This is a genomic window from Streptomyces sp. NPDC056347 (assembly GCF_042262625.1).
GTDB lineage: Bacteria > Actinomycetota > Actinomycetes > Streptomycetales > Streptomycetaceae > Streptomyces.
This window is the reverse complement of record NZ_JBHJQP010000085.1, coordinates 1-13,321: the sequence shown is the minus strand read 5'-3', so window position 1 is coordinate 13,321 and position 13,321 is coordinate 1. Positions and strand designations below refer to the sequence as shown.

The window sequence follows — 13,321 nt, the reverse complement described above, 5'->3', positions numbered from 1 at the left end:
TGTACGAATCGGTCGAAGGTTCACGTTCGAGACGAGTCGTACACGACCCGGACCGGGTCCGGACATGCCTCCGGCCGGACCTTGCTCGGCAAGGTCCGGCCGGACACGCGAGGTTGACGAACGAGGTTGACCCGTCAGCCGAGGAGCGAGCTCAGCTCGACGTGGTCCAGGCCGTGCGCCTCGGCCACCTCGCGGTAAACGACCTGCCCGTCATGGGTGTTGAGACCCTTGGCGAGCGCGGCGTCGCGGCGCAGCGCCTCGACCCAGCCGCGGTTGGCGAGCTCCACGATGTACGGGAGCGTGGCGTTGGTGAGCGCGTAGGTGGAGGTGTTCGGCACCGCGCCCGGCATGTTCGCGACGCAGTAGAAGACCGAGTTGTGGACCTTGAAGGTCGGGTCGGCGTGCGTCGTCGGGTGCGAGTCCTCGAAGCAGCCGCCCTGGTCGATCGCAATGTCGACAAGGACACTTCCGGGCTTCATCTTGGCGACGAGCTCGTTGGTGACCAGCTTCGGGGCCTTGGCGCCGGGGATGAGCACGGCACCGACGACCAGGTCGGCCTCGATGACGGCCTTCTCCAGCTCGAAGGCGTTGGAGACGACGGTCTGCACCTTGGTGCCGAAGACCTTGTCCGCCTCGCGGAGCTTGTTGATGTCCTTGTCGAGCAGCGTGACGTGGAAGCCGAGGCCCACGGCGATCTGCGTGGCGTTCCAGCCGGAGACGCCGCCGCCGATGACGACGGCCTTGCCGGCCGCCGTGCCCGGGACGCCGCCCGGCAGCACGCCGCGGCCACCGGCCGAGCGCATCAGGTGGTAGGCGCCGACCTGCGGGGCCAGGCGGCCCGCGACCTCGGACATCGGGGCGAGCAGCGGGAGGGCGCGGTTCGCGGTCTCGACCGTCTCGTAGGCGATGGCCGTGGTGCCCGAGGCGAGCAGGGCGTCGGTGCACTCGCGGGAGGCGGCGAGGTGCAGGTAGGTGAAGAGCGTCTGGTCCTTGCGGAGGCGGTGGTACTCCTCGGCGATCGGCTCCTTGACCTTGAGCACCAGGTCGGCGGCGGCCCAGACCTCGTCGGCGGTGGAGAGGATCTCCGCACCGGCGGCGGTGTACTCCTCGTTCGTGATGGAGGAGCCGAGACCGGCGTCCTTCTCGACGACGACCTGGTGGCCGTGGCGGACGAGCTCGTTCACGCCGGCAGGCGTGATCGCCACGCGGAACTCGTTGTTCTTGACTTCGCGGGGGATGCCGACCTTCACGTCGATCACGGTCCTTGACTCAGAGGGTTATCCGGGACATAGCCATACATACCCGGATAGACACTACGTAAATGGAGACACCGCGAACACACGCGGCACAGCCATTCTAATGAAGGGTTTCGTACTGTCTAGCCTTACAAAGCATTATTTTTCTGTCGGAGCACTACGGATTTCGCAGGCCGCACCCTTCTGATTCAGCAGTCGGTCCGCCACACCCCGGTGCAGACCGGCCGCCGCCGGGTCGCCGAGCCGGTCGAGCGTGTCCGCCAGCCGGAGCTCCAGCGCCGCCTGGAGCCGTGCGTCCCCGGCCCGCCTGGCCCACTCGACGGCCTCCTGGCAGGTGTGCAGGGACTCCTGCGGCCGCCCCGCGTACTCCTGCACCCGCGCCACCTCACTGAGCGCCCGCGCCTGGGCCGGTACGTCCCCGAGCCTGCGGTAGCCCGCCGCCGCGGCACGCCAGTTCCGCAGCGCCTCGCCGTACCGCCCGGCATAGGTGTGCACGGCGCCGAGCCGCCCGTACAGCCGCGCCTCCTCGGCCCGCTCCCCCTGGGTGAGCCGCTGCGCCAGTGCCCGGCCGTACCAGTCGGAGGCCCGCTGGAAGTCCCCGAGTTCTGCGTAGGCGCCGCCTACGGATTCCATCGCGCGGCCCGTCGCGTACGGGTCCTTCGCCTCCCGTCCGGCGTCCAGGGCGGCGCGGTACCGGGCCAGCGCCTCCCGGGTGCGGCCGGTCCTGGCGTCGAGATCGGCGAGGTTGAGCAGCGCGGCGGCCTGCTCGCGCGCCAGCCCGCGCCGCTCGGCGACCGCCAGCACCAGGCCGTGCAGGCCGTACAGCTCGGGGGCGGCGGACTCGGTGCCCTCGTGCACGGCCAGCGCCCGCACCAGCGCGGCCACCAACCGCCGTGCCAGCGTGTCGAGTTCGCCGTCCTCGACGGCGATCCGGGCCGCGGCCAGCAGGACCGGCCGCCGGGCCCGCAGCCATGCGGCGGCGGCCTCCGGCCCGGAGAAGCGCAGCGACCTGGGCAGCCCGGCGAGCCTGCGGCGGACCGGGGAGCCCTCGGGCTCGGTGACCGCCCGGCAGGACTGCAGCAGCCGCACGGTCCGCTCCAGCATCCGGGCCCGGGCCAGCTGGATCTCCGCGGGCCGGTCCCTGGCCGCCAGCAGTTCCCGCAGCAGCGGTGCGAGGCAGCCGGGCACTTCGTACTGCGGCCGCTCGGCCCCGTCGCCGTGCAGCAGCCCCAGCGCCACGAATTCGTCGAGGGTCCGCTGGGCGGCCGATACCGAGCAGCCGGCCAGCGCGGACGCGATGTGGGCGTCGACCAGCCCGGCGGGAGCGAGGGCGAGCAGCCGCAGTATCCGGGCGGCCACCGGCGGCAGCGCGTCGTGGGCCAGCCGGAAGGCGCGGGCCAGCGGGCGGGACCCGACGGGTGGCTCGGCGTCGTCCGGCAGCTCGCGCAGCCGCCGGCCGGCGTCGGCGACCGAGGCCATGGGGTGCGCGGCGAGCCAGCCGCCGACCAGGACCAGGGCGGCCGGCAGCCCGCCGCACTCCTCCGCGAGGGTCTCGGCGGTCCGCGGGTCGACGGTGATCCGGACCTCGCCGATGGTGCGGGCCAGCAGCCGCACGGCCGGGCCCGCCTCCAGCCCGCCGATGGTGCAGGGGCGGACACCCGGGATGCCGGTCAGCGGGCCCCCGGAGGTGGCGACGACCAGGCAGTCCGGGTTGTCCGGCAACAGCGGGTCGACCTGTTCGGCGTCCACCGCGTCGTCCAGGAACAGCAGGGCCCGGCGTCCGGCGAGCTCGTCGCGGACCATCCCGGAGAGCTCGTCCCCGTCGGCGCCGGGCGGACCGGTCACCCCGAGCTGTTCCAGAAGTTCGCGGGCGGTGCGCTCGGTGGGGACCGGGGTACCGCCGGGCTCGGTGAGGCGGGCGCGGAGCAGTCCGTCGGGGTGCTTGCCCTCGGCGAGCAGTCCGCGGGCCAGCTCGGCGGCGAGTGCGGTGCGGCCGGAACCGGGCCGTCCGGCGATCAGCAGGACCCGGGCGCGGGCGGCACTGCGGCCGGCCAGGGTGTCCAGACCGGCGTGCCCGACGTCGGCGCGCAGCGCCTTCAGCTCGCGGTCGCGGCCGAGGAATCGGGGTGGGGCGGTGCCGGACGGCTCCTCGGTTCCGGCCGCCCCGAACGGGCCGCTGGTGTCCACCGCCTGATCCGTCACGGGCCACGCTCCACTTCGCTGCACGCGTCTCCCTCCGGGACTCCGGTCGGGGCGCTTCGAGCGTAGTTCAGGCGTGCGGGCGTTTACGGCGGAGCGTGCCGCAGGGATCCCCCGATCGGATCAGCGGCTTGTCCGATCGGGGAGTGCGGGGAACCGCACGCGAACGGCGGAGCCGCACGGGCGGCCCCGCCGGAGCCGCGCACGGCCGCCCGCGGCTCCGGCGGGCCGCGTCAGGCCGCGAACGGGCGGGCGGGCCAGGGCGCCTCGGCCGGCCGCAGCGACTCGATCCCGTCACCGGCGAGCACCGCCGCCAGCGAGAGGACGCCGACCACCAGGCAGTTGTTGTGCAGCTCCCCCGCGAGCACCCCCCGGACCAGCTCCTGGAGCGGCACCCTGGCCAGCTCCATGTCGGCCTCCTCCTCGGAGACCTCGAAGCGCTCCCCGTCCGCCTCGGAGAGGTTGCGGGCCAGGAAGATCCGTACGGCTTCGTCGCAGCCGCCCGGCGTGGTGTAGACGTCGGTCAGCACCCGCCAGTCCTCGGCCTTGACGTACGCCTCCTCGTACAGCTCGCGCTGGGCGGCGTGCAGCGGGTTCTCGCCGGGGACGTCGAGCAGTCCGGCCGGGATCTCCCAGAGCTTGTGGCGCACCGGGTGGCGGTACTGGCGCAGCACGACGACCCTGCCGTCCGCGTCGAGCGCGAGCACGGCGACCGAACCGGGGTGGACCTGGTAGTCACGGCGTACGACGGTGCCGTCCGGCATCACCACTTCGTCGGTGCGGACGCTGGTCTTGTTGCCGGTGAAGGGCGTCTCGGTCTTGGTGACCTGCCACTCCTCGGGCGTGTCCTGGAAACCCATCTGCGTCCTCCCACGAAAACCACGGAAACCGGGGTACGGCGTCCTTCGCGGATCCGTACCCCGGTCAACGTTAATGCCTGTACTGCCTCGGACTACTTGCCCGGGGCCGCACCGGTCTTGCGCGCGACGGCCGCCTTGACCAGGCCCGCGAAGAGCGGGTGCGGGCGGGTCGGGCGGGACCGGAGCTCCGGGTGCGCCTGGGTGGCGACCAGGTAGGGGTGGATCTCGCGCGGGTACTCGACGTACTCGACGAGCTTGTTGTCCGGGGAGGTGCCGGAGAAGACCAGACCGGCCTTCTTCTCCAGCTCGGCCCGGTACGCGTTGTTCACCTCGTAGCGGTGGCGGTGGCGCTCCTCCACGTACGGCTGGCCGTCGTAGGCCTCGCGGACCAGCGAGCCCTCGGCGAGCTTCGCCGGGTACAGGCCGAGCCGCATCGTGCCGCCGAGGTCGCCCGCGCCCTCGACGTACGCCAGCTGCTCCTCCATCGTCGAGATGACGGGGTGCGCGGTGGCGGCGTCGAACTCGGTGGAGTTGGCGTCCGGGATCTCCGCGAGGTTGCGCGCGGCCTCGATGACCACGCACTGCAGGCCCAGGCAGAGGCCGAGCAGCGGCAGCTTGTTCTCACGGGCGTAGCGGATGGCGCCGATCTTGCCGTCGACACCGCGGTCGCCGAAGCCGCCGGGGACGCAGATCGCGTCGACGTCGCCGAGCTGCTTCGCGGCGCCCGCCGCGGTCTTGCAGTCGTCCGAGGCGACCCACTTGACCTTGACCCGCGCCCGGTTCGCGAAGCCGCCGGCCCGGATGGCCTCGGTGACCGAGAGGTAGGCGTCCGGCAGGTCGATGTACTTGCCGACGAGCGCGACGGTCACCTCGTGGTCGGGGTTGTGGACCCGGTCCAGCAGGTCGTCCCAGGTCGTCCAGTCCACGTCGCGGAACGGCAGGTCGAGCTTGCGCACGACATAGGCGTCCAGGCCCTCGGTGTGCAGCACCTTCGGGATGTCGTAGATCGACTTGGCGTCCACGCAGGCCACCACGGCGGCCTCGTCGACGTCGCACATCAGCGAGATCTTGCGCTTGATGGCGGTCGGTACGTCGCGGTCGGCGCGCAGCACGATGGCGTCGGGCTGGATGCCGATGTTGCGCAGCGCGGCGACGGAGTGCTGGGTCGGCTTGGTCTTGAGCTCGCCGGACGGGCCGATGTAGGGCAGCAGCGAGATGTGGACGACGAAGACGTTGTCCCGGCCGACCTCGTGGCGGACCTGGCGGACGGTCTCCAGGAACGGCAGCGACTCGATGTCCCCGACCGTGCCGCCGACCTCGGTGATCACGACGTCGACGTCGTCGGTGGCCATGCGGCGGATGCGGTGCTTGATCTCGTTGGTGATGTGCGGGATGACCTGCACGGTGTCGCCGAGGTACTCGCCGCGCCGCTCCTTGGCGATCACCTGGGAGTAGACCTGGCCGGTGGTGACGTTGGCCGAGCCGTCGAGGTCGACGTCGAGGAAGCGCTCGTAGTGGCCGATGTCCAGGTCGGTCTCGGCGCCGTCGTTGGTGACGAACACCTCACCGTGCTGGAACGGGTTCATCGTGCCCGGGTCGACGTTGAGGTAGGGGTCGAGCTTCTGCATGGTGACCCGGAGGCCACGCGCCTTGAGCAGGGCACCGAGGCTGGAGGCAGTCAGACCCTTGCCGAGGGATGAGGCGACACCCCCGGTGACGAAGATGTGCTTGGTCGTCGTGGATGTGGGCTGCATAGCCAAAGGGGGCTCCCGTGGTCGCGATCGTGAGGTGCGTACCGGCTGTGCCGTCCGGAGACTCCGGAGGTGCCGTCGCTGCGGTTCGGGGGCCTCGTCTGCGGTTGCGGACGACCACCGGTCCACGGGCTACCAGGGTAACAGCGACGAGTGGGCATCGCTTCCGGCGGCGTCCGTACCGCCGTCTCACATGATCATCACGGGTGTCCGTACACACACCCGTTCGGAGCTGTCCGGTTGTCAAGACCGTCGCGCGGATCACTGGAGTGCGTCGTATCCTGCTCGGACCACTCGCCCCGGGCGAGCGACGCGTCGCAGGTTTCTTTGCCGGTTTCCCCGTAACAACCCCTTGCGACGACCTCTTTTCCCGCAGTAATGCCCTACGGGGCTCCATGGCCGTTCGACTGGAGATGCACGTGGCCGGGCGCATCGAGGATTACGCACTCATCGGAGACATGCAGACCGCCGCGCTGGTCTGCCGGGACGGCACAGTGGACTGGCTGTGCCTTCCCCGCTTCGATTCGCACGCCGTCTTCGCGGGACTGCTCGGGACCGAGGAGCACGGCTTCTGGCGCCTCGGCCCGGCACCCGCAGAGGGGACGGCGCCGCAGGCCGCGGACCGCCGCCGCTACCGCGGGGACTCCCTGATCCTGGAATCGGAGTGGGACACCCCGCGGGGCACGGTCAGAGTGACCGATTTCATGCCGCCGCGCGACGGGGCCCCGCAGGTCATCCGGATCGTGGAAGGCGTCAGCGGCCGGGTGCCGATGCGCTCGGAGCTGCGGATGCGGTTCAGCTACGGCCGGGTCACCCCGTGGGTGCACAAGGTCGACGGGCGCACGGTCGCCGTCGCGGGCCCGGACTCGGTCTGGCTGGACACCACCGCCGACACGTACGGCGAGAACCTCACGACGTACTCCGACTTCACGGTGGCGCCGGGCGACCGGGTCGCGTTCACGATCAGCTGGCAGCCCTCCCACCACGGGCCGCCGGGCCTGCCGGATCCGGACGGCTCGCTGGACGCGACCGCCGAGTTCTGGCGCGAGTGGGTCGAGCAGTGCACGTACCACGGGCCCTACCGGGAGGCCGTGGTCCGCTCCCTGATCACCCTCAAGGCCCTGACGTACGCGCCGACCGGCGGCATCGTCGCCGCACCCACCACCTCCCTGCCGGAGGACATCGGCGGCTCCCGGAACTGGGACTACCGCTACACCTGGCTGCGCGACGCCGCGATCACCCTCTCCTCGCTGCTGCGCACGGGCTACCGCGAGGAGGCCCGCGCCTGGCGCGAGTGGCTGCTGCGGGCGGTCGCCGGTGACCCGGAGAACCTCCAGATCATGTACGGCATCGCGGGCGAGCGCGAGCTGGGCGAGGCCGAGCTGGACTGGCTGCCCGGTTACGAGAACTCCGCCCCGGTCCGGGTCGGCAACGGCGCGGCGGGCCAGCTCCAGCTGGATGTGTACGGCGAGGTCACCGAGGCGCTGCACCTGGCCCACATGACCGGCCTGACCCGCAACGACTACGCCACGGGCCTCCAGCTCAAGCTGATCGAGTACCTGGAGAAGCACTGGGACGAGCCGGACGAGGGCATCTGGGAGGTCCGCGGGCCGCGCCGCCACTTCGTGCACTCGAAGGTGATGGCCTGGGTCGCCGTCGACCGCACCATCAAGCTCATCGACTCCGGGGACGCGGAGGGCCCGGTGGAGCGGCTGCGCGAGCTGCGCGACGAGATCCACCGCGACGTCTGCGAGCGGGGCTACGACCCGGAGCGCAACACCTTCACCCAGTCCTACGGCTCACGCGAGCTGGACGCCTCGCTGCTGCTGATCCCGCAGATGGGTTTCCTCCCGCCGGACGACAAGCGGGTGATCGGCACGATCGAGGCGATCCAGCGGGAGCTGTCCACCGAGGACGGCTTCGTGCTGCGCTACCCCACGTCCGGCGAGGACGCGGGCGTGGACGGCCTGGAGGGCGACGAGGGCGCGTTCCTGGCCTGCTCGTTCTGGCTGGCGGACGACCTCGCGATGATCGGCCGGGTCGACGAGGCCCGCCAGCTCTTCGAGCGGCTGCTGTCGCTCCGTAACGACCTGGGCCTGCTCGCGGAGGAGTGGGACTCCCGGCTCCAGCGCCAGGTGGGCAACTTCCCGCAGGCGTTCAGCCATGTGCCGCTGATCGACACCGCGCTGCGGCTGACCGCGAGCGGGGCGTACGTCGGCTGAGGTCCGGGCCCGATCCGGCGGGTCGGGGCGGACGGGGAGCGGCGCCCGGTGCGGTGCGCCGCAGGGCGCCGGAGCGTCTTCGCGGCGCAGCCACGGGGGACGTTCGGGCGACGCCGCGAGGTGTCGCGCCGGACGCCGCGAACCCGGCCACGATCCGGCGGCCCGGCCCGGGCCGCCGGGTCACGGGGCGGGCGTGAACCCGTCCGCCCCGGTCTCCACCGGCCGCAGCCCCGAGGGCAGTCCCCACTCGCTCCACGACCCGTCGTACACCGCCTGCCCCCGGTACCCGGCGAGTTCCGCGGCCAGGGCCAGTACGCAGGCGGTGACCCCCGAACCGCAGCTCAGGACCAGCCGCTCGCGCTCCTGGACGCGGGCCGTCAGGGCGGTGCGCAGCTCGTCCGCCGGGCGCATCCGGCCGTCGCGCTGGAGTGAGACGAAGGGCAGGCTGACCGCCCCCGGCATGTGTCCGGCGCGCAGCCCCGGCCGGGGTTCGGGGACGGTCCCGGCGTACCGCTCCGGGGACCGGGCGTCGAGGACCACCGCGGCGGGGTCGGTCAGGGTGCGGGCCACCTCGTCGGCGGTGACGAACATCCCGGCGCGCGGTCGTGCGGTGAAGTCGCCGGGAACCGCCGGGGGCGCGGGAGGGGCGCTCTCCAGTGGCAGCCCGGCCGCGGTCCAGGCGGGCAGGCCGCCGTCGAGCACCGCGACCCGGTCGAAGCCCATCGCACGCAGCATCCACCAGGCCCGGGCGCTGGAGTAGATGCCCGCGCCGTCGTACACGACGACGGTGTCGCCGTCGTCCACCCCGAGGGCGCGCAGCTCCGCGGTGAACCGGTCGGCGTCGGGCATCGTGTGGGGCAGCGGCGCGGCGGGGTCGGAGAGCGCCCCGTCGATGTCGAAGACCCGTGCGCCGGGAATGCGCCGCTCACCGCCCCGGTGCTCCCCGACCGAGGCGTCCAGGACCACCGGACCGTCCGGGGCGCCGAGGCGCGCCGCCAGCCAGTCGACCGCGACCAGCGGGCCGGACGGTTCCTGGGACATCTCGCCCACAACTGCTCCAAGGTCGTCTCTGTGGATACGGGGCCGCCAGCCCGGACCGCACGGCGTCCACAAGATCGCAGCGGCGCTCACCCCGTGTCAATATCGGCCGGCACGGGACCGGTGCCGGCCGGATACCGGCTCCCACCGGCGGCTCCCCCGGCGACGCTTCGGGCGCCGAGTGCCGGTACCGTCCTGAACCAGGACGAAAATCAGGGTGAAATCCCGGGCGGAAGCCGGGGTGGAAGCCCATCGGATCAAGTGGAAGTACGAGGCCTGAGCAAGTGGAGACCCAAGGCGGAATCACCGTGCAGCGGGCGCTGGAGCTGCCGGGGCTGCGCGGTGGGCTCCCGGAGGTGGTGGCGGGCGCGGACCGGCTGAACCGCACGGTGCGCTGGGTGCACGCGGGCGAGGTCCCGAACATCGCCTCGCTGCTGAAGGGCGGTGAGCTGCTGCTCACCACGGGCCTCGGGCTCGGCACCCGGCCGGCCGAGCAGCGCGCCTTCGTCCGCAGGCTCGCCGACCGCCAGATCGCGGCCCTGGTGGTGGAGCTCGGGCCGCGCTTCAGCCGGCTGCCCGCCTCGATCGTGGACGCGGCCCGGGCCGCGGGGCTGCCGCTGGTGCAGCTGCACCGCGAGGTGCCGTTCGTGGCGGTGACGGAGGAGATCCACACCGAGATCGTCAACGGCCACTACGCCCTGCTGCGGCAGGCCGAGGACGTGCACCGGCGCTGCACCCAGGCGCTGCTCGGCGGTGGCGGGGTGCCGCAGGTGCTCGGCATCCTGGCGGATTTCGCGGCCAACCCGGTCTTCCTGGAGACGGCGGACGGCCAGCTGCTGTACGCGGCGGGGCCCGGGTCCGGTCCGGTCGGCGCCGATCCGCTCCAGGTGTGGGACGGGATGCGCGGTGGCCGGGCGGCCCGCGAGGCCCCGCCGACCGGTTCGGTACTGGTGGACGTGCCGGGCGGCGGGCCCGGCACCGGTTCGGTACGGGCCAGGCTGGTGCTGCTGGCGGTGTCCGGTCCGCTGGTGCCGGTGCACCGGATGGCGGCGGAGCGGGCAGCGGGCATCCTCGCCGTCGTCCTGATGCAGGCCCGCCAGGAGGAGGAGCTCGCCGCCCGGGGCCGGGGCGACTTCCTCTCCGATCTCGCCGAGGGCCGGATCACCCCGGAGGACGCGCCCGCACAGGCCCGGGTGCTGGGTTTCAAGCCCGGCGCGATGCCGCTGCTGCCGGTCGTGATGCGGCTGGCCCCCGAGCTCTCGGCGTCCGGGAACTGGGCGTCGCTGGCCCGGGCGGTGCTGGAGGAGCTCTCGTCGGTCGGGGTGCCGGTGCTGCTGGGGGTGCGGCCGGTGGAGGGCCGGGTTCCGGTGCTGCTGGCGCTGCGGTCCGAGTCGGAGCGTACGGCGGTCGCGGACCGGGTCGCGACGGCGCTGCGGGCCGGGGTGGAGCGGGCCGGTCTGGAGCGGGCCGGATCGCGGCCACCGGTCGTGGTGGTGGGGGTGGCGGGCGGCTGGGCGACCGCCGGTGCGAGCCTGCGGCACGCCGCCGAGACGGCGACGGCCGCGCACGGGCTCGGTGACCGGCCCTGGTACGACGCCCGGCGCCTGGACATCGACCTGCTGCTGTGGCGGCTGCGCGACCACCCGGATCTGGCCGCGTTCGTGGACCGGGCGATCGGGCCGCTGCGGGACCACGACCGGACCTCGCGCCCGGCGCTGCTGCCGACGCTGGAGACGTATCTGGCGCACGCGGGCCGCAAGGCGGAGACCGCGCGCGAGCTGCACCTGAACCGTCAGACCCTGTACAACCGGCTGGCCAGGATCGGGGAACTGCTCGGCACCGATCTGGACGACCCGCAGGCGGTGCTGGCCCTCAGCCTGGCGCTCCGGGCCCGCCGCCACACCGAGTAGTGCCCCGGGGCCTCAACGCGCCAGCGGCTGGGTCAACTCGTCGTACACGCTGAGCACTTGGGCGATCGTGTCGTCCTCGGTCGGCCAGCCGGCCGCCTGCGCGAGCCCGGTGGCCGCCATCTCCGCGCGCCGCAGCGGATCACCGAGCAGCCGGGTCACCGTTCGGGCGAGCGCCTCCGCGTTGCCGTACGGCACGAGTTCCGCCGCGTCGCCCACCAGGTCGGGCACACCGCCGACCGCGGTGGCGACCAACGGGACGCCGAGCCGCAGCGCCTCCTGTGCCTGCACCGAACGCGCCTCCCAACTGCTGGCCAGCACGGCCAGATCCGCCGCGGCGAGCAGTTCGGCGCGGTCCTCCCGGCCGCCGACGAGCCGGACGGGCAGTTCCTCGCCGCTGATCCGGCGTTGCAGGGCGGGCCGCTCGCGCCCCTCGCCCACGATGACCAGGAGCGGCTCGGGGTCGAGGTCGCGCCACATCCGTGCGGCGTCGAGCAGCGTGCCGTAGCCGTGATGCGGTACGAGGCTTCCGCAGGCGACGACCAACGGCCGCCCCACCGCGCCGAGTTCGGCCCGCGCCTTGTCCGCCCGGACCCCGTCCGGCAGTCGGGGCGCGGGAGCGGAGACCGGCGCGAGCCGGGCGTCGCGCGCCCCTCTGCGGCGCGCCCGGTCGACCAGGTCCGACGTGGTGCCGAGCACGACCGCCGCCGCCCGGGCGGCCCTTCGCTCCATCATCCGAACCAGCCGGCGGCGGGCCCCGTCGACATGGGCGCGGGCGTGCCAGGTGACGACCAGCGGAACGCTCCGCCCGCCGAGCGCGAGAGCGGCGCGCACCGCGGCGTGCGGGCCGTGCGCGTGGACGAGGTCCGCGGTCGTGCAGGCGTTGCGCAGGGCGGCGACGGAGACGGGGTCGCTGCGCCGGGGCACGGGGGCGAACAGGGCGCCCGCGCCGGAGTAGTCGTAGGCGCGGTCCAGTTCGGCCGGGGCACAGACGGTGACGTGCACACCTCTCGCGACGAGCCCGGCGGTCAGCGAACCGACGTGGGCGCTGCTGCCCGCGCTGCCGCCGCCCAGGACTTGGACCGTACGCAGCTGTGACACGTTGATTGGCTCCCGGGGCTCCCGAGTCGGCGGTGATGGCACCTGTTGGCATCGCCAAGGATGCCAGCCCGTACGCGCGTTCCGGCACAATCGGACGGTCGGCACGGCCCGGACCGCGACTTCCGGACACCGCCTACCACCCGCACGGGTGAGAAGACGGCGCGCCGTTGCCCGCCCGGCGCCGTCAGCGGTCCGCCGCCGCCCGGACCACCCGGCCGATCCCGTCCCCGTACACCGCCGCCGCGACCAGACCGGCGGCATGCGCGAAGAGACCGGCCCGGCCCCGGCCCGCCACGATCGCGGCCCCGATCCCGGCTCCCAGGGCATGTGCGCCGGTGTCCCCCAGCATCGTCCGCTCCCCCAGGTCGTCGGCGAGGAGCACGGCCGCGGCGCCGACCGGTGCGGCGGCGAGCCCGCCGGGCAGGCCCGGAGCGCCGAGCGCGAACACGGTGACGGCGGCCGCCGCGGGCCGTACGTCCGTCAGATTGACCAGATGCGCGGTCCCGGCGATCACCACCGCGCCGAGCACCCGGTCCACGGGATGCTCCTTCAGCAGGGCAGCGGCCGCCAGCCCGGCGGCGCCGATCCCGAGGAGCTTCACCGCACCGCTGGTCACCTCGCCGTCCCGCAGCGCGCCGAGATGGGCGCGGAAACCGCTGCGCGGATCGTCCGCGCCGGCGAGGTCGTCGTGGGCACCGCAGGCCCCGGCCGCCAGCACGGCGAGGACGGCGGCGCACCGGGTGCGGGCCGGCAGCGGAAGGACCGCCGCGCCGGCCGCGGTCCCGAGCACGGCGGCCGGGCCCGCGCAGAGATCGACGGCGCGGCCCGCGTGGTTGACGCGCCGTCCGAACGGGCGCGGCCGGGCCCGCAGCACCCGGTACGCCCCGCCCGCCACCGCCGCCGCGACGGCCCCGGCCGCCAAGGTCCCGCTGAACGCTGCTCCCATGCGCGTCAGCCTACGAGTACGGCCCGCCGGGACCGCCCGGC

At 73.6% G+C, this 13,321-nt stretch carries 9 protein-coding genes; 2 read left to right on the top strand and 7 right to left on the bottom strand.

The window, feature by feature from the left end; all coding sequences use genetic code 11:
• Window positions 1–134: 134 nt before the first annotated feature.
• The 4 genes from ald to ACFCV8_RS20350 form a co-directional block, all read right to left on the bottom strand.
• Window positions 135–1,250: an alanine dehydrogenase gene (ald, locus tag ACFCV8_RS20365; RefSeq protein WP_376686799.1), complete on the bottom strand. Its 1,116-nt coding sequence runs from the start codon at window positions 1,248–1,250 to the stop codon at window positions 135–137.
• Between the two features lie 144 nt (window positions 1,251–1,394).
• On the bottom strand, window positions 1,395–3,458 hold the full coding sequence (locus ACFCV8_RS20360; RefSeq protein ID WP_376686779.1) for a tetratricopeptide repeat protein: 2,064 nt from the start codon (window positions 3,456–3,458) through the stop codon (window positions 1,395–1,397).
• Window positions 3,459–3,688: 230 nt separating this feature from the next.
• Window positions 3,689–4,315: an NUDIX domain-containing protein gene (locus ACFCV8_RS20355; protein WP_376686778.1), complete on the bottom strand. Its 627-nt coding sequence runs from the start codon at window positions 4,313–4,315 to the stop codon at window positions 3,689–3,691.
• A 92-nt stretch (window positions 4,316–4,407) separates the two neighbouring features.
• Window positions 4,408–6,069, bottom strand: a complete 1,662-nt coding sequence (locus tag ACFCV8_RS20350) for a CTP synthase (RefSeq protein ID WP_376686777.1) — start codon at window positions 6,067–6,069, stop codon at window positions 4,408–4,410.
• A 416-nt stretch (window positions 6,070–6,485) separates the two neighbouring features.
• Between ACFCV8_RS20350 and ACFCV8_RS20345 the strand changes: the two genes are divergently transcribed.
• On the top strand, window positions 6,486–8,288 hold the full coding sequence (locus tag ACFCV8_RS20345) for a glycoside hydrolase family 15 protein (protein ID WP_376686798.1): 1,803 nt from the start codon (window positions 6,486–6,488) through the stop codon (window positions 8,286–8,288).
• A 180-nt stretch (window positions 8,289–8,468) separates the two neighbouring features.
• On the opposite strand, the gene ACFCV8_RS20340 is transcribed toward ACFCV8_RS20345, so the two are convergent.
• Entirely contained in the window at window positions 8,469–9,329 is an 861-nt protein-coding gene (locus tag ACFCV8_RS20340; RefSeq protein ID WP_376686797.1) for a sulfurtransferase, read from the bottom strand.
• A 281-nt stretch (window positions 9,330–9,610) separates the two neighbouring features.
• Between ACFCV8_RS20340 and ACFCV8_RS20335 the strand changes: the two genes are divergently transcribed.
• A complete protein-coding gene (locus ACFCV8_RS20335; RefSeq protein ID WP_376686776.1) occupies window positions 9,611–11,236 on the top strand; it encodes a PucR family transcriptional regulator in 1,626 nt (541 codons plus the stop codon).
• Between the two features lie 12 nt (window positions 11,237–11,248).
• Here ACFCV8_RS20335 and ACFCV8_RS20330 read toward each other — a convergent pair whose 3' ends face one another.
• Window positions 11,249–12,334, bottom strand: coding sequence for a glycosyltransferase family 4 protein (locus ACFCV8_RS20330; protein WP_376686775.1), 1,086 nt, complete (start codon window positions 12,332–12,334; stop codon window positions 11,249–11,251).
• Between the two features lie 184 nt (window positions 12,335–12,518).
• Window positions 12,519–13,280: a hypothetical protein gene (locus tag ACFCV8_RS20325; protein ID WP_376686774.1), complete on the bottom strand. Its 762-nt coding sequence runs from the start codon at window positions 13,278–13,280 to the stop codon at window positions 12,519–12,521.
• Window positions 13,281–13,321: the final 41 nt, after the last annotated feature.

Coding starts and splice junctions, on each gene's coding strand:
- ACFCV8_RS20355 (WP_376686778.1), bottom strand. CDS start 4,315: ATGGGTTTCCAGGACACGCCCGAGGAGTGGCAGGTCACCAAGACCGAG.
- ACFCV8_RS20350 (WP_376686777.1), bottom strand. CDS start 6,069: ATGCAGCCCACATCCACGACGACCAAGCACATCTTCGTCACCGGGGGT.
- ACFCV8_RS20340 (WP_376686797.1), bottom strand. CDS start 9,329: ATGTCCCAGGAACCGTCCGGCCCGCTGGTCGCGGTCGACTGGCTGGCG.
- ACFCV8_RS20325 (WP_376686774.1), bottom strand. CDS start 13,280: ATGGGAGCAGCGTTCAGCGGGACCTTGGCGGCCGGGGCCGTCGCGGCG.